Below are 18,082 nucleotides of genomic sequence, written 5' to 3'. Positions count from 1 at the left end.
CTCAGCGGTCGGCGTCGTCCTTGAGTGCGTCGGCGCAGGTGCCGGCTGCCCCGGTGGCGCGCTTGAGCAGGTCGTAGAGCGTCTCCCGCTCGGCCGGCGCCAGCCCGCTCAGCACCTCGGCCTCCGCCGTGGCCAGGGCGCATTCCGCCTCGCCGAGGCGTTCCGCGCCGGTCGGGGTCAATACCACGGCGTGCCGGCGTCGGTCGTCGAGACAGCGTCGCCGCTCGACCAGGCCGACCGCCTCCAGTTCGTTGAGCAGCCCGACGAGGTTCGTGCCGTCCATCTCCAGGGTGCCGGCGAGGGCCTGCTGCGTGCTGCCGCCGCTGTCCCGGAGCACGGTGAGGGCCACCAGGTGGCGCGGCCGCAGGCCGAGCGGGGCCAGCACCGACTCCGACCGGAGCCGCATCCGCCGGGCCAGGTGCTCGAGCAGCGCACCACACCGGTGCTTCGACTGGTCGAATGCTGTCCCTGGCATGTGACCGAGTTTACCCGGGTCACCGAACATCCCTCTGCTATAAATGGTTTGCGTTACACAAACCATCTGTGGAGGATAAGCAATGCCGCACCTGCTGCACATCGACTCCAGCATCCGGGGTGAGCACTCCGTCAGCCGGCGGCTCACCGCCCGCGCCGTCGCCGCCTGGCGTGCCGCCCACCCGGACGGCACGGTCACCTACCGCGACCTCGGTAAGGAGCCGCTGCCGCACCTCGACGAGGCGGGCGGCATGGCCCGGATGGTGCCGGCGGACCAGCACACGCCGGAGCAACGCAAGTCCTGGGAGCTGACCGAGGAACTGGTCAGCGAGGTGAAGCGGGCGCACACCGTCCTGCTCGGCCTCCCGCTCTACAACTACGGCGCGCCGAGCAGCGTGAAGACCTGGGTCGACCACCTCATCGCGCCCGGCCTGGCGTTCGACCCGGCCACCGGCACCGGCCTGCTCGGTGACCGCGAGTTCATCGTGCTGACCACCCGTGGCGGCGGCTACGGCGCGGGTACCCCGCGGGAGGGCTGGGACCACGCCGAGCCCTGGCTGCCGCACGGCATCTCGCGCACCGGCCTGGAGCCGCGGTTCATCGCCGCCGAGCTCACGCTCGCCCCGCAGATGCCGGCCATGGCCGAGCTGATCCCGCTGCACGAGCAGAGCCTCGCGGCGGCCGAGCGTGCCATCGACGAGCTGTGGGCGTCCGCCTCGGCCGCGGCCTGACGCCCCGGACACGACGAGAGGGCGGGCCGTTCCCCCGGAACGGCCCGCCCTCCCGCGTGTCAGTGCGTACGCGTCAGACGATCGTCCAGGTGTCGCCGCTGCCCAGGAGGCCGGCGAGCTGCTGCTCCGGCGTCTCGGTGACCTTCGCCCGCGCGGCGTCGAGCTGGCCCTGCACCACGCTGTCGTACGACGGGCGCCCGACCGAGCGGAACACGCCGATCGGGGTGTTCCGCAGGTCCAGGCCGGGCAGCCGGGACAGCGCGAACGCGTACGCCGGGTCGGTGACCGTGGCGTCGTGCACCACGATCTCCTCGGCCGGGGTGGCCGCCGTCTCGCGCACCTCGAGGCCGAAGCCGCCGGGCGGGTGGACGACGCAGAACTGCCCGTCCTTGCCGAACGTGATCGGCTGGCCGTGCTCCAGCCGGATCAGGTAGTCGTCCCGGGTGGCCGGCTCCTTGAGCTGGTCGAAGGCGCCGTCGTTGAAGATGTTGCAGTTCTGGTAGATCTCCACGAACGCGGAGCCCTGGTGCTCGGCGGCGGCCCGCAGCACCGACTGGAGGTGCTTGCGGTCGGAGTCGATCGTGCGGGCGACGAAGGTCGCCTCCGCGCCGAGCGCCAGCGAGAGCGGGTTGAACGGGGCATCGGCCGAGCCGACCGGCGTCGACTTGGTGATCTTGCCGACCTCGGACGTCGGCGAGTACTGCCCCTTCGTCAGGCCGTAGATCCGGTTGTTGAACAGCAGGATCTTGAGGTTGACGTTGCGGCGCAGGGCGTGGATCAGGTGGTTGCCGCCGATCGACAGCGCGTCGCCGTCCCCGGTCACCACCCAGACCGACAGGTCGGGACGCGTCGCGGACAGGCCGGTGGCGATCGCCGGCGCGCGGCCGTGGATCGAGTGCATGCCGTACGTGTTCATGTAGTACGGGAAGCGCGACGAGCAGCCGATCCCGGAGACGAAGACGATCCGCTCGCGGGGGATGTTCAGCTCCGGCATGAAGCCCTGCACGGCCGCGAGGATCGCGTAGTCACCGCAGCCGGGGCACCAGCGCACCTCCTGGTCGGACTTGAAGTCCTTCGCGGTGAGCTTGAGGGCGACGGGCTCAGACATTCTTCAGGACCTCTTCCAGCGTCGTCTCCAGCTCGTTGGCCGTGAACGGCAGGCCGCGCACCTGGTTGTAGCCGATCGCGTCGACCAGGTACCTGGCGCGGATCACGTGCGCGAGCTGGCCGAGATTCATCTCGGGGATGACCACCCGGTCGTAGGAGCGCAGCACCTCGCCGAGGTTCGCCGGCATCGGGGCGAGGTGGCGCAGGTGCGCCTGCGCGATCGAGTGACCCCGCTGGCGCAGACCCCGGCAGGCCGCACCGATCGGGCCGTACGTCGAGCCCCAGCCGAGCACGAGCACCCGGGCGTCGCCGTCCGGGTCCTCGACCTCGACGTCCGGCACCGGGATCGTCTCGATCCGCGCGGCCCGGGTGCGCACCATGAAGTCGTGGTTCGCCGGGTCGTACGAGATGTCGCCGGTCCGGTCGGCCTTCTCCAGGCCGCCGATCCGGTGCTCCAGGCCCGGAGTGCCGGGGATGGCCCACGGTCGGGCCAGGGTCTCCGGGTCGCGCAGGTACGGCAGGAACGTGCTGCCGTCCTCGCCGTTGGGTCGCGTGGCGAACTCGACCCGCAGGTCCGGCAGCGCCTCGACGTCGGGCAGCAGCCACGGCTCGGAGCCGTTGGCGACGTAGTTGTCCGACAGCAGGATCACCGGGGTGCGGTAGGTCAGCGCGATCCGGGCCGCCTCCAGCGCCGCGTAGAAGCAGTCCGCGGGGGACTTCGGCGCGATCACCGCGACCGGGGCCTCACCGTGCCGGCCGTAGAGCGCCATGTTGAGGTCGGCCTGCTCGGTCTTGGTGGGCATACCGGTCGACGGCCCGGCCCGCTGCACGTCGACGATGAGCAGCGGCAGCTCCAGGGCCACGGCGAGGGAGATCGTCTCGCTCTTCAGCGCCACGCCCGGGCCGCTGGTGGTGGTGACGCCGAGCGCCCCACCGTACGAGGCGCCCAGCGCCGCGCCGACCGCGGCGATCTCGTCCTCGGCCTGCATGGTCAGCACGCCGAACCGCTTGTGCTTGCTCAGCTCGTGCAGGATGTCCGACGCCGGCGTGATCGGGTACGCCCCGAGGAACACCGGCAGCCCGGAGCGGACGCCGGCGGCCACCAGCCCGAGCGACAGCGCCATGTTGCCGGTGATGTTCCGGTAGGTGCCCGGCTGCATCTTCGCCGGCTTGACCTCGTACCGGACCGCGAAGTCCTCGGTGGTCTCGCCGAAGTTCCAGCCGGCCTTGAACGCGGCGACGTTGGCGGCGACGAGCTCCGGCCGAGCCGCGAACTTGCGCTCCAGGAAGCGCAGCGTCGACTCGTACGGCCGGGAGTACATCCAGCTCAGCAGGCCGAGCGCGAACATGTTCTTGGCGCGCTCGGCGTCCTTCTTGGACACCTCGTGCTCGGCGAGGGCGCCGACGGTCATCGAGGTCAGCGCCACCGGGTGGACCACGTACCCGGCGAGCGAGTCGTCATCGAGCGGGCTCGTCTGGTAGCCGACCTTGGACAGGTTGCGCTTGGTGAACTCGTCGGTGTTGACGATGATGTCCGCCCCGCGCGGCAGGTCGGAAAGGTTGGCCTTGAGGGCCGCCGGGTTCATCGCCACCAGCACGTTCGGCGCGTCGCCCGGAGTCAGGATGTCGTAGTCGGCGAAGTGCACCTGGAAACTCGACACGCCCGGGAGGGTGCCGGCGGGTGCGCGGATCTCGGCCGGGAAGTTGGGCAACGTGGAGATGTCGTTGCCGAGCTGGGCCGTTTCCGAGGTGAACCGGTCACCGGTCAGCTGCATGCCGTCGCCGGAGTCGCCGGCGAACCGGATGACCACCCGGTCCAGTTGACGGATCTGCTTGGTCACGCCTGCACCTCGCTTCGGTCGGCGCGGTCACCCGGGCCGCCAAACCTGATCATGACCTCGCCCTGCCCGGCCACGTGACCTCCTCGGCGCACCGCCGTACCCCACCGTCGTGGTTGTCCGGCCCGCTGTCGTTTCTCACTTGAGAGCCTACGTCGGATCACCTCGTCAACCTCTCGAGAGGTCCGCCGACTGGGACCGGGAAAGGCGTGCTTTCGGCCGGATTGGTGTCGTATTGCCCCGCACGCCGTAATCCAGATCACCGGCGCCGGGCGGTGCCTGACGCCGCCACCTGGACAGGTGGCGGGCCGTGCCGCGGAGATCGCGCGACGTCTGACCTCTTCAGGGTTGCCGTTTCCGTCCCAAGACCCGGCGGTCCGGTCATGCGCCATGGTGACATCCGCGCGGTCTGGGCGCGGCGTCCGGTTCCGGCTGGGCGGGCTGGTGCCTGCGTCCGGTTTCGGGCCCTTTGCGCGGTGGTCGGGGGCGCTCTGGTCGTGGAATGGGTGGGTGGGTCGGGTCGTTGTACATGCCATGACCGCGGGTGCTCCGGCGCCTGGTCGGGATCCCTGAGCCGCCCCCAGGTGGGTTGGCGGTCGGCCGGAATGGTCCGGGGTCCGGGTTGGTTACATCCCCTGGTCGCCCGAGCAGCAGGCCGGGTTGATCCTGTCGGACCCCCTCGAGCACCCCCTGCCGGGCTGGTCCACCTTTCCCGAGCGCGTGCCGGCATCCCCCCTTTTCGCCGGTCGTGTTTCCCCCGATCGAAAGGGTTTGATCATCATGCGTAGCAACCTTCTGCGGAGCACTGTTCTGACCGCTGCCGGGCTGGCGTTCACCGGTGGTGCCGTCGCGGGGCCGGTCACCGGTGCCCTCGCCGCGGACAAGCCGGGCGCTCAGGTCGAGCGCAAGGCCGAGCGCAAGGGTGAGAAGAAGCGTGAGCTGGACGTGCGCTACGAGGCGCAGGACACGTTCTTCTACTGCGGTCCGGCGGCGGCCCGTAACGCCCTGTCGGTGCAGGGCAAGGACATCGATCAGCACGACATGGCCGAGCGGATGGGCACCACCGAGGCCGGCACCGACTCGATCAACGACATCACGCCGGTGCTGAACAAGGAGACCGGCCGCGATGTCTACCGCAGTGTCGAGATCTCCGGCCGTAAGGCCGACGCCGAGCAGACCGACAAGCTGCGTGACGATGTGATCCGTAGCGTCGACGACGGTCGGGCGCTGGTGGCCAACATCGCCGGTACCGCCATCGACACCGGCGGTGGGGTGCACTCCTTCGAGGGCGGCCACTACATCAGCGTGGTGGGCTACCGCGACGGCGGCGAGCAGGTGAAGATCGCCGACTCGGCCAACCCGGACACCGCCTCGTACTGGATGACCACCGAGGCCCTGGCCGACTGGATCGCCACCCGCGGCTACGCCACCTCCTGACCCACACACGACAAGGGCCGGCCCCCACCCGGGGGCCGGCCCTTGCGTCGTCATCCCCCGACGCCTACTCCCGCCCGACGGGCGGCACCGGACCGGTGACCGGCTCGGCCATCCGACGCCGCAGCGAGGTGGTCGCGAGAGCGAGGGCCGCCACCACGAGCAGGCTGGAGACGGCGATCAGGATCATGGCGGTGCGCTGCACCGAGTTCATCCCGTCGGTGGTGTCGTCCGACGCGCTGACGGCCCGGACGCCCTGGGAATGCTCCGGCCCGGGCGGTGACGCCACCGGCGTGGCCAGGGCCGCGGCGGCGACGATCCGGAAACTCAACCGGACCTGCCGGGCCTTGCCGCTGCGCGGGTCGAGCTCCCCGACGACCGCGCCGGCGAGCGGCGCGTCCCGCTGGGCCTCAGGCGTGGCCGTCACCGGCAGCCGCAGGTCGGACGTGCGGCCGGCGCGGACGATGCCGACGGTGCACCGCGTGCGGGTGGGGTCGACGGCGACGCAGCCGGGCGGCTGCGTCGGCACGGTCACCCCGGCCGGGAGGACCACCTCCACGCGCCCGCTGGCATCCACCGAACCGGTGTTGCCGAGCCGCACCTGGAGTGCACTCGCCGCGCCGCTCATGTCGAAGGCGACCTCGTCCGCCTCCAACTTGATGCCGGCGGCCGGCGGGCCGGACGGGAAGAGGACGGCGAAGCCCTGGTTGTCGCTCACCGGCGCGGCACCCGGCGCGGTAGCCGTGACCTGCACCGAACCGCTCAGCGGCATCCGCCGCCAGGCGTCCCGGCTCACCCGCAGCCGCAGGTCGGTGCTGAACCGGGAGCCCGGCGCGCTGGTCCACGCGCCGCACTGGTGCCCACCGCCGCCCGTGGCGGCACAGCCCGCCGTGCCGGCGTCGGTGATCCCGGCCGGCAGGGTGTACGCGAGGCCGATCCGCTCGGAGACGCCGCCGGTGTTGGTGATGGTGACCCGGAGGGTCGTCACGGTGGATCGGGCGTTCCAGTACGCGGACGTGAGAACGACGTCGCCGGTGCTGACGGTCACGCCGAGCGGCGCGGCCTCGCCCGGCGGGGTGGGCTTGACCGGCGGGGGCGGGGGTGGCGGAGCCGCGGTCGTCGGGGCGGCCGTGGTCGGCGCGGTGGTGGCCGGGGCGGGATCCGGTGGCCGGGTGGTGGTCGGCGCGGGGTCGCCGGTCGGGGCGGTCGACGTCGGCTCCGCCGTCGTGGGCGGCGGGCTGGTCGGCACCGGGCCGGTCGAGGTCGGGTCGCCGGTCGGCGTCTCCCCGCCCGGCTCGGTCGCACCTTCACCGGGCTCGGTCGGCTCGGTGGTCGCGACGGCGACGCGGTCGAGGACCGGGGCAGCGGTGGCCCACCCCGGCATCGCGGCGACCGTCAGCGCGACCGCCAACGAGGCGGCCAGCCGGTACGCCGTACGCGGGTCGCGCGCGCGGCGTCCGGCGGATTGGTCCACGCGGGCCATCAGTCCTCCGTGAGGATCAGTGAAGAGTCAATACTCGGTAATCGTTGCCTGGAGGCACTAGTCCCACGGGGAAACAAATCCGTAACGTGTTCGGTGCGGGTCCCTGGGCGGACCGGTAGGCTGACCCACCGTGACCGGTTACCTGGGCTCGTACGCGACGCTCGGGCTGCTGCTCCTCGCCAGCCTCATCTTTTTTGTTACTGCGTTCTCAGCCAATCGGGTGTTACGTCCTGCCCGTCCGGCCGAGCCGGCGGGCAAGCGGGCCACCTATGAGTGCGGGCTGGACCCGGTCGGCGCCGACTGGGCGCAGGTGCAGATCCGTTACTACGTGTACGCGTACCTCTACGTGTTGTTCGCCGTGGAGGCCGTGTTCCTCTTCCCCTGGGCGGTCGTGTTCGACCGGCCCGGGTTCGGCCTGGTCACCGTCGTCGAGATGGCGGTGTTCGTGGCGGTGCTGGCGCTGGGCATCCTCTACGCCTGGCGGAAGAACATCCTGCGCTGGACCTGACGCCGGCCCGTCCGGGCGGCCGGCGTGGGTGTGGCGCCGGGCGGCTGTCAGGCCAGCCCGCGCCGCGTCAGCGTCGGCGGGCGGTCCCCCCGGATCGACGCCACCATGTCGAGGACGCGGCGCGTCGGCCGGACCTGATGGGCGCGGAACACCCGGGCGCCCAGCCAGGCCGAGATCGCGGTGGCGGCGAGCGTCCCCTCCAGCCGCTCGGCGACCGGCAGGTCCAGCGTCTCGCCCACGAAGTCCTTGTTCGACAGGGCGACCAGCAGCGGCCAGCCCGTGTCGGTCAGCTCGTCCAGCCGGCGGGTGATCTCCAGCGAGTGACGGGTGTTCTTGCCGAAGTCGTGCGCGGGGTCGATGAGGATGCCGTCCCGCCGCACCCCCAGCGTGACCGCGCGCTCGGCGAGCCCGGTCACCGTCGCGACCACGTCGGCCACCACGTCGTCGAAGGCGGCCCGGTGCGGCCGGGTCCGCGGCGTCAGCCCGCCCGCGTGGGAGCAGACCAGTCCCGCGCCGGTCTCGGCCGCGACCCGGGCCAGCGCCGGGTCGGCGCCCGACCACGTGTCGTTCAGCAGGTCCGCGCCCGCGGCGACCGCCTCCACCGCCACCTCCGCGCGCCAGGTGTCGATCGAGATCACCACGTCGGGGAAGGCGGCTCGCACGGCGGCGATGGTGTCGACGGTACGGCGGATCTCCTCCGTCGCGTCCACCTCGGCGCCCGGGCCGGCCTTGACCCCGCCGATGTCGATGATGTCGGCGCCGTCGGCGACCGCACGCTCGACCGCGCGCAGCGCGCTGTCCAGGGCGAAGGTCGCCCCCCGGTCGAAGAACGAGTCCGGTGTGCGGTTGACGATCGCCATGACCACCAGGTCACCGGGGCCGAACGTCCGCCCGCCGAGCCGAAGCGCGCCCGCCATCCCGCCTCCCGAGGATCTTCGCCGCCGGCCGTCCGGCCGACCACGACGCTAGCCGGTGCCCGGCCGGCCACGACGCTAGCCGGTGCCCGGGCGGGCCGGACCGACCGGTCGCCCTCGTCGCCGCAGGTGAGGAGTCGCTGGGGTGGTGGGGTCGCCCCGGTCCGTTCGACATGCCACGATCTGTGCATGGGTCAGGTTCTGCTCCTGCTGGTCGTGGCGCTGACCGTCGCGGCGGTCGTGTTCGGGGTGACGGTGCTGGTCACCGGTCGGGATCCGGGCCTCGCGCCGGCCGAGCCGGACGGGAAGGCCGTCCCCCTGCCCGGCACCCGCCCGCTGCGCGAGTCCGACATCGGGGAGGTCCGGTTCGACACGGCCCTGCGCGGGTACCGGATGGCCCAGGTCGACCAGGCGATGCGCCGGGCGGCGTACGACATCGGCTACAAGTCGGAGTTGATCGGCGTGCTGGAGGCGGAGGTCGCGGCGTTGCGCGAGGGGCGCACCGCCGAGGCCGACGCGCTGCGCAGCGCCCGTGAGAAGGCGGCCGGCGCGCAGCCGGCGCCGCCCGACGCCGCGGCTCTCCCGCCCGCCGACCCGGCCGACCGCACCGGCGCTCCGGCCGCCGCGGCGGTGGCCGGCGCCAACGGCGCCGCCCCGCCGCCCGGCGGTGGGTCCGGGCCGGACGCCGACGCGGCCGGTACGGGCCAGCTCGGCGAGCACGGCCCGGTGGTGCGCTCGGAGTCGGCGTGAGAGCCGAGGACGGCGCGGAGAACCTTCGCGAGGCGGCGCAACCCGGCGCCGCCGAGGTCACCGCCACCGTGATCGTCAGGGCGCCCGCGGAACGGGTCTTCGCGGCCCTGACCGCCTGGGAACGCCAGTCGGACTGGATCCCGTTCACCCGGGTGCGGGTGGTCGAGGGCGACGGGGGCGAGGGCAGCCTGGTGGAGGCGGTCACCGCGGTCGGGCCGGCCGCGCTCCGCGACGAGATGCGGGTGGTCCGGGTGGACGCGCCGTACGAGGTCGGCGTGGTGCACTGCGGGAAGCTGCTGCGGGGCCCGGGCGTGCTGCGCTGCACGCCGCTGGCCGGGGACCGGACGCAGGTCGTCTGGCACGAGTGGTTCCACCTGCCCGGCGGTGCCGCCGGACGGGTCGTCTGGCCGCTGCTGTGGCCCGGGTCGAAGGTCGGCCTCACCCAGGCGCTGAAGCGCTTCGGCCGGATGGTCGAGCAGGGCCGCCTCCCCTGACCATCGAGATCCGCCGCGCCCCGCCGTCCGTCAACCGTGTCCCGGCGGCCGGACCGCCGCGCAGCCGGCGCACTCCCGCCCGGCCCCCTTTGCTCTGCTTCAACGGGCGCAACGGTCTCGCGCCGAAATCATTGCGTGGGTTGAAGCAGAGCAAAGGCGGCGACCGGGTGGTCAGCGGGTCGTCGCGGGCGCGGGCGGCGTGGCCGACGCCGGTGCGGTGACCGCCGGGTCCTGCGCCGCGACCGCCGGCTCCGGCTGCCAGCCGGGCGTACCGAACAGGTGCCCCGCCCGGTTCCGCCAACTCGTCGCCGCGCGCACGTCACGGGCGATCGCGGCGTACTCGTGGAAGGCCACCCGAACCGGGTTGTAGGTGGCGATGTTCTTGGTGAGCCCGTAGACGCACCGCTCCCGCTCCGGCGCGAACGTGCCGAACAGCCGGTCCCAGACGATCAGGATGCCGCCGAAGTTGCGGTCCAGGTAGCCGCCCTGGGAGGCGTGGTGGACCCGATGGTGCGACGGGGTGTTGAAGACGAACTCGTACCAGCGGGGCAGCCGGTCGATCCGTTCGGTGTGGATCCAGAACTGGTAGAGCAGGTTGAGCGAACCGCAGAACGCCAGCACGGCCGGGTGGACGCCGGCGAGGATCAGCGGGATGTAGAAGACCCAACTGGTGAGGCCCGTCCAGGGCTGGCGCAGCGCGGTGGAGAGGTTGAACCGCTGCGACGAGTGGTGCACCACGTGCGACGCCCACAGGATGCGGATGACGTGATGCCCCCGGTGCGACCAGTAGTAGCAGAAGTCCTGACCCAGCAGGATCAGCGGCCAGGTCCACCACATCTCGGCGAGCCGCAGCGGGGTGAGCGTGTAGAGCAGCGCGTACGCGGCGGCGACCGGAACCTTCCAGAGCAGGTCGGTGAAGACGCTGCCCAGCCCCATGGCGAGGCTGGTGGCCGTGTCGGCGGCGCCGTAGCCCACCTCGTCGTCGTCGCGGTGGATCAGGTACGAGATCCGCTCCAGCACGATGAGCAGCAGGAAGGCCGGGATCGACCAGGTGATGACGTCCGGGAAATCCTTCATCTCGGCGGCCTCCCCGTGCCGTTCCTGTGCCGACCGTCACAGCTACCGCTTGGTAACGAGCACCATAGGCAGCGGGCGGGCCGCCAGGCAATGGGTGCGTCGGTGGGCTGCCCTAGCGTTGACGCGTGACTGACCTGGTGATCGGCGCCGACGGGCTGCCGCGCTGCGCCTGGGGGGCGAGCACCCCCGACTACGCCGTCTACCACGACACCGAGTGGGGCCGGCCGGTGCGCGGCGACGACGCGCTCTACGAGCGGATGACGTTGGAGGCGTTCCAGTCGGGCCTGTCCTGGCTCACCATCCTGCGGAAGCGTCCGGCGTTCCGGCAGGCCTTCGACGGGTTCCGGATCGAGTCGGTGGCCGCCTTCACCGAGGCGGACGTCGCCCGCCTCCTCGCCGACGCGGGCATCGTCCGCAACCGCGCCAAGATCGAGGCGGCGGTCGCCAACGCGCGCGCCGCGCTGGACCTGCCGGACGGGCTCTCCGCCCTGCTGTGGTCCTTCGTCCCGCCGCCCCGGTCGGCACGCCCGACCTCGTTCGCCGAGGTTCCGGCGCTGACCGCCGAATCCACCGCGATGGCCAAGGCGCTCAAGAAGCGGGGCTTCCGCTTCGTCGGCCCGACCACGGCGTACGCGCTGATGCAGGCCACCGGCATGGTGGACGACCATCTCGCCGGCTGCCACGTGTCCGCTCCGGAGGCGACGTGATGGGATGGGGAGCATGACGACCGACGCCGCGTACCGGACCGACCGGACGACCCACGCCGACGGCACGGGCACCTGGGCCGTGCTGCTGCCGCCCGACCGGTACGAGGCCGAGCGGCTCGTCCACCACGACACCCTGGAACTCACCGGGCTCGACGACGAGCCCCGGCCCCGCCTCGGCGACCGGATCGCGGTGCTCGCCGACGAGCCGCTCCGGCTGGTCGCGCTGGGCCGGGTCACCGACGCCGGCGACCGTCGCCCGGAGGTGCCGGAGGACCCGCTGTCCGACCGCGTCGGGCCGCGGCTCGTGGTCGCGTACACCCGGCGGGCCTTCGACGGGCCGGTGCTCGTCGACGCGCTGGAGCTGGCCGGGCCGCTCACCGCGCTGGCCCCGGCCGCCTTCCGGGACCTGGCCGACCGGCTCGGCCCGCCCCCGCCACGGCGCACCTGGCTGGTCAGCCTGGACCTGCCGATCGAGGCCGCGTCGCCGGCGGAGGCGGTCGGGCTGTTCTGGTCGTACGTGCAGGAGTTGGGCCCCCGCGAACTGCCCGCGTTCGTCTCGCCGTCCGGCGACGAGCTGGCGATGCAGGCGTTCGTCCTCGGCGAGGAGGCCAACCAGGACCCGGAGGAGGACGACTGACCGGAGGGCCGCCCCTGACCGGAGCGGTTCGCGTCAGTGGCCCTCGAAGACCGGCTTCTGCTTGTTGACGAACGCCATGGTGGCCGAGCGGTGGTCGGCGGTGGCCCCGCAGATCGACTGCGCCTGCGCCTCGGCGGCGAGGGCGTCGGCGAGGGTGCCCGCGTCGGCGATGGAGAGCTGCCGCTTGATGGCCCCGTACGCGACCGTCGGGCCGGCGGCGAGCCGGGCAGCCAGCTCCTGGGCGGTCGGCAGCACCTCCTCGTCGTCGGCGACCAGCCGGTTGAGCAGGCCCAGCTGGCAGGCCGCCTCGGCGCGGACCGGCTCGGCGAGCATCAGCAGCTCGACGGCCTTGGCGTGACCGACCAGCCGCGGCAGCGTCCAGGACGCGCCGGTGTCGGCGGCGAGCCCGACCTTGGCGAACGCCATCAGGAAGCTGGTCGAGGGCCCGCCGATGCGGATGTCGGCGAGGAAGGCCAGCGAGGCGCCCGCGCCGGCGGCCATGCCCCGCACGGCGGCGACGACCGGCTTGGGCAGGTTCGCCAGCCGGGCGGCGATCGGGTTGTAGTGCGCCCGGACGGTGTCGAGCGGGTTGCCCTCGGTCGACTCCAGGGTCTTCACGTGCTCGCGCAGGTCCTGACCGGCGGAGAACGAGCCGCCCGCCCCGGCCAGCACCACCGCCCGGCAGGTCCGGTCGCTCTCCAGCTCGGCGAGGGTGTCCCGCAGGGCCTCCTTGAGCGCCACGTCGAGCGCGTTCATGGCCGTCGGCCGGTTCAGCGTCAGGGTGACGACGGCGTCGGTGCGGTCGACGAGCAGCGGCTCGGTCACGGTGTCAACGACCCTTCTGTCGGGCGATGCGGTTGCCGGCGTCGAGGCAGTGCTCGACGTACCGGTCGGCGGCCGGCCGCAGCCGGGCCGCGTGCCGGTCGAAGAAGCTGGCCGCCGCGGTGCCCGGCCAACGCTCGGGGAGCAGTGCTGGCGGCAGCTGCGGGTCCCGGAACAGGAAGGTACGCCACGCGTGCACGAGCCGGAACCGGGCCGCGTACGCCTCCTCGTCGGGGCTGCGGACGGTGACGCCGGACAGCAGCGGCCGCTGCTCGGCGACGAACTGCTCGTACGCCCGGCCGATCTCGGCCAGGTCCCACGCCCGGCGGACGACACCCATTGCTCCCGGTGTGCCGGCGGAGTGGGCGGCGGTGAACCGCTCGTAGCGCACCCCCGCCTCCTCCAGCAGCAGGTCCACGTCCTCGCCGGGACGGGTCGCCACCCAGGTGCACTCGTCGAGGGTGCCGTAGCCGAGGAAGCTCAGGTTGGCGGCGAGGCGTTGCCGCTCGCGCCGGGAGGCCGGCGCCTCCAGGACGAGCAGGTCGAACCGCCCGTCCCAGGTGATCCGGCCGGTGCGGTAGATGCGCGCCGCCGCCTCGTCGAGCCGGCGGGCGGCTTTTGGTGTGATGGCGTAGCCCGGCCCGGAGGCCATCCGGAGCGGCTCCAGCCATCCCTGGCGCACCATGCGCGAGACCGCCGTCCGCACCGCGGGCGGCGCGATGCCGAGCGGCGCCAGCAGCTTGACCAGGGCGGCGACCGGCGCCCGGCCGCCCCGGGGCCGGAGGTAGTCACCGTACAGGTCGAAGAGTGCCGACCGTGCCTGCATGACCGCACATTGTGACAGGCCTTCTCAAGATAAGCTAGATGCTGTTACATCAATGCTGCCTCGGTTTGGGTCCGGCGGTGTTCATCAGGGAAAATCGTTGGTCGACACCTCCGCACAGGTTGCGGATGGTCGTGGCGAAGTGGCTGTGGGGCAACCCACCGACCCTGGTTCAGGTCTGAGGGGAGACAACATGGCGGCGATGAAGCCGCGGACGGGCGACGGTCCGCTGGAAGTCACCAAGGAGGGCCGGGGCATCGTCATGCGGGTCCCGCTGGAGGGCGGTGGCCGGCTCGTCGTCGAGATGACTCCCGACGAGGCCAACGCGCTCGGTGACGCGCTGAAGGCGGCCGCCGGCTGATCAAGGAGCGGTTTGGGCGGCGTCCGCCGCCCGGACGGTTCGTCATACCCTGAGCCACCGGCCCGGCCGGTGGCTCAGGGTTTCACCGGCGTGGGGCGCCCGGGTCACTCCCGCTCCGCGCGATCTCAGTCCTGGAGGTACGGTCCCGCGTGCTCGCCATCCGTCTGGTCGCCGAGCCTGAGCGCCTCGACACGCTCGTCCTGCCCCTTTGTCCGGGCGGGGAGGGGGCGGGCGACGACGCACCGGCCGTGCCCGTACCGACCGCGGTGACGCTGCCCGACGGCGTCGCCGACGAGGCCGCCGCGCTGGCCCCGGCCGCCCGCTCCACCGGCCGCGCCGGTGAGGTCCGCACCCAGTTCCGCCCGGGGCGGACCCCCGGCGTGCTGGTCCTGCTCGGGATCGGTGACGGCGAGGAGGGAAGCTGGCGGCGGGCCGGCGCCGCGCTGGTCCGCGCCGTCGCGGATGAGACGCACGTCACGATCGCGCTGCCGCCGGACGCGTCGCCGGCCGCCGTCCGGGGCATCTACGAGGGGCTGCTACTGGCGTCGTACCGGTTCCGGCTGACCGACGCCGGCGGTGTGCCCGCGCTCACCGGGGTCGACCTGCTGGTGGCCGACCCGGACCGCTACGCCGCCGTGGTCGAGACGGCCCGGACCACCGCCCGGCTGACCCGGTGGGCCCGCGACCTGACCAACACCCCGTCGTCGGTGAAGAACCCCGAGTGGTTCGCCGGACAGGTGGCCGCCCACGCCGCCGGGGCGCCGGACCTGCACCTGCGGGTACGCGAGCCGGCCGAACTGGCCGCCGAGGGCTTCGGCGGCATTCTCGCCGTGGGCGGCGGCTCGGCCCACGGCCCGCGCCTGGTCGAGTTGGACTGGCGGCCGGCCGACGCCCGCACCCACGTGGTGCTGGTCGGCAAGGGCATCACCTTCGACACCGGCGGCATCTCGATCAAGCCGGTGCCGGCGATGAAGCTGATGCGCAAGGACATGGCCGGGGCGGCCGCGGTGGTGGCGGCCACCGTCGGCGCCGCGGCGCTGCGGCTGCCGGTGCGGGTCACCGCGCTCGCGCCGTTGGCCGAGAACATGGTCAGCGGCTCGGCGTTCCGGCCGGGCGACATCGTCCACCACTACGGCGGCCTGACCAGCGAGACCACCAACTCCGACGCCGAGGGACGACTGGTCCTCGCCGACGCCCTCGCGTACGCGGTCCGTGAGCTGCGACCGGACGTGCTGGTCGACCTGGCCACGCTGACCGGGGCGAACGCGGTGGCGCTCGGCAAGCGGACCGGCGCCCTCTACAGCGAGAACGACCGGCTCGCCGGCGACGTGCTGGCGGCGGTCGAGGCGGCCGGCGAGGCGGCGTGGCGGATGCCGCTGCCCGCCGACTACGTCGAGTACCTGGGCAGCGACCTCGCCGACCTGTACAGTGCGCCGAACCAGGGCGCCGGGTCGGTGGTGGCGGCCCTGTACCTGCGCGAGTTCACCGGCGAGCTGCGCGACCGGTGGGTGCACGTGGACATGTCCGCGCCGTCCTGGGCGGACGGCGACGACGCGGAGCTGACCAGGGGCGCGACCGGTTGGGGCGTACGCTCGCTGCTGCGCTGGCTGGACACGCTGCGCTGAGCCGCCCGACGGCGCCGACCGGCCCCGGACCGACGGGGGCCGGGCCGACGCCGGACGGGCTGTCGTGCCGGGCCGGCGGCGGCGCGCTCAGCAGCGCACGGCGGCGAGCAGGCCGTGGCCGACCGGCAGCAGGGCGGGGATCCAGTGCTCCGACTCGCGGATCGCCTTGACCGTCTCCCGGATCGTCACCGTCTCCACGTCCCGGGCCGCCGGGTCGCCGATCCGGCCGCCGGCCAGCGTGCCGTTGAGCGCGAGCACCCCGCCCGGGCGCAGCAGCCGCTGGGCGGCGTCCACGCAGGCGGCGAAGCCGGTCGACTCGGCGTCGACGAAGACCAGGTCGTACGCCCCGTCGGCGAGGCGGGGGAGGACATCCAGCGCCCGGCCGGTAATGATCCGCGTCCGGCCGGCGGGGAAGCCGGCCTCGGCGAAGATCCGGCGGGCGATCCGCTGATGCTCCACCTCGACGTCGATGGTGGTGAGCACGCCGTCGGGGCGCATTCCGCGCAGCAGCCAGAGGCCGCTGACGCCGGTTCCGGTGCCGATCTCCACGACCGCGCGCGCGTTCCCCGCGGCGGCCAGCAGCCGCAGCGCCGCGCCGGCGCCGGGCGTCACCGCGTCGAGGCCGACCTCACGGGCGAGACTGCGGGCCGTGCGGAGCACGAGATCCTCGGTCACGTACGACTCGGCGAACTGCAGGGCCTGAGCCGTCGACGGACCGGAACCGGCGACCGTGGCGATGGGACACCTCCGGGCGGCACATGTGGTACGGGTCGAGTGGGCACTGTGAGCCTAGATGTGACACGTGACGGGCGCAGCCGGGCGTCCCGGCATCGACGATCACGCGCGGCAACCGCTGACCCCACTCACGGCATCCGTGTAATCCTGGAAGCGGCGTCCGTCCGATCGGACGGGGCGGCCCGAGGGCCGCGTGGACGGGCCCGGGGACGAGTGGGAGGCAACGACGTGACCGACGGCTGGGACTGGCGCCAGCCCGGGACGAGCCCCGGACCGGCGGGCCCGCCACCGCCCGCGCACCCGCCGGCGGTGTCGCCGCCGGGCGGTACCGGTGGCACGGCCTCACCCTGGTGGTCCGACGCGCTCGCCGACCCGTGGCGTGACCCGGCGGCGCCCGCGGCGGTGGTGGTGCCCGCGGCGCCGGCCGCCGCCGGCGAGCCGGAGCCGGTGACCGACCCGGACGCCCCCGGTCGGCCGGCGCTGCGGCACCTGCTCCTCATCCCGCTGATCACCGCCCTGCTCGCGGGCGCGCTGGGCGGTGCCCTCGGGTACGCGTTCGCCGTTCGCGGCGGCGGTGGCGCGGGGTCCGTGCTCGGTGCCGGCCCGGTGCAACCGCCGGAGTTGGCGCAGCGGAAGCCGGAGTCGCTGGCCGGGGTGGCGGAACGGGTCCTGCCGAGCGTGGTCACGGTCCGCGTGGCCAGTCTCGGCGGGACGAGCGAGGGCTCCGGGTTCATCGTCAGCGCCGACGGCCACGTGATCACCAACGACCACGTGGTGGCGGGTGCGACCGGCCGGGCCTCCGTGGTCTTCAACGACGGCAGCACGGCCCCGGCCACCGTCGTCGGGCAGGACCCGGAATCCGACATCGCGGTCATCAAGGTCGCCAGGAGCGGCCTGCGGCCGGTGGAGTTCGGCGACTCCGACGCGCTTGCCGTGGGCGACCCGGTGCTCGCCATCGGCTCGCCGCTCTCGCTGGCCAACACGGTCACCGCGGGCATCATCAGTGCCCTCGACCGCACCATGCAGGCGGGTGAGCCGGGCGGCCCGACCCGCTACTACGCGGCGATCCAGACCGACGCGGCGGTCAACCACGGCAACTCCGGCGGTCCACTGATCGACGGCGCCGGCCGGGTGATCGGCGTCAACTCCACGATCAAGTCACTTGTCGCGGACGGGCAGGAGGCGGGCAACATCGGGCTCGCCTTCGCCATTCCCATCAACCAGGCCAAACGGATCACCCAGGACATCATCGGCACCGGCAAGGCCCGGCGTACGGTGATCGGCGCCCAGGTCGGTGGCCCCGGCCTGGGCGCGAATGCCGGCGTACGGCTGAACTCGGTGGAGCCGTCCGGCCCCGCGGCGGGCGCCGGGCTGAAGGCCGGCGACGTGATCCTCAAGCTCAACGGGCGTCCGATGACCGAGCCCACCGACCTGATCGCCCTGGTCCGCAAGTTCGCGCCTGGATCCGTGGTGACCGTCGAGTACCGTCGGGGCACGTCCCAGCAGAACGCCTCGGTGACGCTCGCCGCAGACGTGAAGTGACGCCCGCACCCCCTCCCCGG

General features: G+C 73.2%; 19 protein-coding genes. 10 read left to right on the top strand and 9 right to left on the bottom strand.

Translation table 11 applies throughout. The features are described from left to right. Position 1: 1 nt before the first annotated feature. On the bottom strand, positions 2–475 hold the full coding sequence (locus GKC29_RS01205; RefSeq protein ID WP_155329060.1) for a MarR family winged helix-turn-helix transcriptional regulator: 474 nt from the start codon (positions 473–475) through the stop codon (positions 2–4). An 82-nt stretch (positions 476–557) separates the two neighbouring features. Between GKC29_RS01205 and GKC29_RS01200 the strand changes: the two genes are divergently transcribed. Next, positions 558–1,205, top strand: a complete 648-nt coding sequence (locus GKC29_RS01200; RefSeq protein WP_155329059.1) for an FMN-dependent NADH-azoreductase — start codon at positions 558–560, stop codon at positions 1,203–1,205. A 73-nt stretch (positions 1,206–1,278) separates the two neighbouring features. Here GKC29_RS01200 and GKC29_RS01195 read toward each other — a convergent pair whose 3' ends face one another. Continuing rightward, positions 1,279–2,313: a 2-oxoacid:ferredoxin oxidoreductase subunit beta gene (locus GKC29_RS01195; RefSeq protein WP_155329058.1), complete on the bottom strand. Its 1,035-nt coding sequence runs from the start codon at positions 2,311–2,313 to the stop codon at positions 1,279–1,281. Further along, positions 2,306–4,153 (bottom strand): 2-oxoacid:acceptor oxidoreductase subunit alpha, encoded by a 1,848-nt coding sequence (locus tag GKC29_RS01190; RefSeq protein ID WP_155329057.1) that lies wholly within the window; start codon positions 4,151–4,153, stop codon positions 2,306–2,308. The genes GKC29_RS01195 and GKC29_RS01190 overlap by 8 nt, the downstream gene beginning before the upstream one ends. Before the next feature lie 777 nt (positions 4,154–4,930). Between GKC29_RS01190 and GKC29_RS01185 the strand changes: the two genes are divergently transcribed. Next, entirely contained in the window at positions 4,931–5,587 is a 657-nt protein-coding gene (locus GKC29_RS01185) for a C39 family peptidase (RefSeq protein ID WP_155329056.1), read from the top strand. 64 nt (positions 5,588–5,651) lie between these two features. Here GKC29_RS01185 and GKC29_RS01180 read toward each other — a convergent pair whose 3' ends face one another. After that, positions 5,652–7,067: a hypothetical protein gene (locus GKC29_RS01180; RefSeq protein WP_155329055.1), complete on the bottom strand. Its 1,416-nt coding sequence runs from the start codon at positions 7,065–7,067 to the stop codon at positions 5,652–5,654. Positions 7,068–7,197: 130 nt separating this feature from the next. Here GKC29_RS01180 and ndhC point away from each other — a divergent pair, with 130 nt between their 5' ends. Then, positions 7,198–7,575 carry an NADH-quinone oxidoreductase subunit A gene (gene ndhC / locus GKC29_RS01175; RefSeq protein ID WP_155329054.1) on the top strand — a complete coding sequence of 126 codons (378 nt, stop codon included), beginning with the start codon at positions 7,198–7,200 and terminating at the stop codon, positions 7,573–7,575. Between the two features lie 47 nt (positions 7,576–7,622). Here ndhC and folP read toward each other — a convergent pair whose 3' ends face one another. After that, positions 7,623–8,492, bottom strand: a complete 870-nt coding sequence (folP, locus tag GKC29_RS01170; protein WP_155329053.1) for a dihydropteroate synthase — start codon at positions 8,490–8,492, stop codon at positions 7,623–7,625. Positions 8,493–8,678: 186 nt separating this feature from the next. On the opposite strand from folP, the gene GKC29_RS01165 reads away from it, so the two are divergent. Beyond that, entirely contained in the window at positions 8,679–9,239 is a 561-nt protein-coding gene (locus GKC29_RS01165) for a DivIVA domain-containing protein (protein WP_230688870.1), read from the top strand. After that, a complete protein-coding gene (locus tag GKC29_RS01160; RefSeq protein WP_155329052.1) occupies positions 9,236–9,733 on the top strand; it encodes an SRPBCC family protein in 498 nt (165 codons plus the stop codon). Before GKC29_RS01165 ends, GKC29_RS01160 begins: the two co-directional genes overlap by 4 nt. 171 nt (positions 9,734–9,904) lie before the next feature. Here GKC29_RS01160 and GKC29_RS01155 read toward each other — a convergent pair whose 3' ends face one another. Then, complete coding sequence (locus GKC29_RS01155) at positions 9,905–10,810, bottom strand: sterol desaturase family protein (protein WP_155329051.1); 906 nt, start codon at positions 10,808–10,810, stop codon at positions 9,905–9,907. Positions 10,811–10,935: 125 nt separating this feature from the next. Here GKC29_RS01155 and GKC29_RS01150 point away from each other — a divergent pair, with 125 nt between their 5' ends. Together GKC29_RS01150 and GKC29_RS01145 are read left to right on the top strand one after the other, a co-directional pair. Beyond that, a complete protein-coding gene (locus GKC29_RS01150) occupies positions 10,936–11,517 on the top strand; it encodes a DNA-3-methyladenine glycosylase I (protein ID WP_155329050.1) in 582 nt (193 codons plus the stop codon). A gap of 13 nt (positions 11,518–11,530) precedes the next feature. Then, on the top strand, positions 11,531–12,154 hold the full coding sequence (locus GKC29_RS01145; RefSeq protein ID WP_155329049.1) for a hypothetical protein: 624 nt from the start codon (positions 11,531–11,533) through the stop codon (positions 12,152–12,154). A gap of 33 nt (positions 12,155–12,187) precedes the next feature. Here the strand turns inward: GKC29_RS01145 and GKC29_RS01140 are convergent, their stop codons facing one another. Beyond that, complete coding sequence (locus tag GKC29_RS01140; RefSeq protein ID WP_155329048.1) at positions 12,188–12,979, bottom strand: enoyl-CoA hydratase-related protein; 792 nt, start codon at positions 12,977–12,979, stop codon at positions 12,188–12,190. A 4-nt stretch (positions 12,980–12,983) separates the two neighbouring features. Further along, entirely contained in the window at positions 12,984–13,802 is an 819-nt protein-coding gene (locus GKC29_RS01135; protein ID WP_155329047.1) for a PaaX family transcriptional regulator C-terminal domain-containing protein, read from the bottom strand. A 190-nt stretch (positions 13,803–13,992) separates the two neighbouring features. On the opposite strand from GKC29_RS01135, the gene GKC29_RS01130 reads away from it, so the two are divergent. Both GKC29_RS01130 and GKC29_RS01125 read left to right on the top strand, forming a co-directional pair. Next, complete coding sequence (locus tag GKC29_RS01130; protein WP_007455245.1) at positions 13,993–14,160, top strand: DUF3117 domain-containing protein; 168 nt, start codon at positions 13,993–13,995, stop codon at positions 14,158–14,160. 149 nt (positions 14,161–14,309) lie between these two features. Then, complete coding sequence (locus GKC29_RS01125; protein WP_155329046.1) at positions 14,310–15,785, top strand: M17 family metallopeptidase; 1,476 nt, start codon at positions 14,310–14,312, stop codon at positions 15,783–15,785. Positions 15,786–15,872: 87 nt separating this feature from the next. Here GKC29_RS01125 and GKC29_RS01120 read toward each other — a convergent pair whose 3' ends face one another. Further along, a complete protein-coding gene (locus GKC29_RS01120) occupies positions 15,873–16,460 on the bottom strand; it encodes an O-methyltransferase (RefSeq protein WP_155329045.1) in 588 nt (195 codons plus the stop codon). A 288-nt stretch (positions 16,461–16,748) separates the two neighbouring features. Here GKC29_RS01120 and GKC29_RS01115 point away from each other — a divergent pair, with 288 nt between their 5' ends. Further along, a complete protein-coding gene (locus GKC29_RS01115) occupies positions 16,749–18,062 on the top strand; it encodes a S1C family serine protease (RefSeq protein ID WP_155329044.1) in 1,314 nt (437 codons plus the stop codon). Positions 18,063–18,082: the final 20 nt, after the last annotated feature.

Origin of the sequence: Micromonospora sp. WMMC415 (assembly GCF_009707425.1) — a bacterium.
GTDB lineage: Bacteria > Actinomycetota > Actinomycetes > Mycobacteriales > Micromonosporaceae > Micromonospora.
Note: the sequence above shows the minus strand (reverse complement) of the source record. Positions and strands in the feature narration are given on the sequence as shown.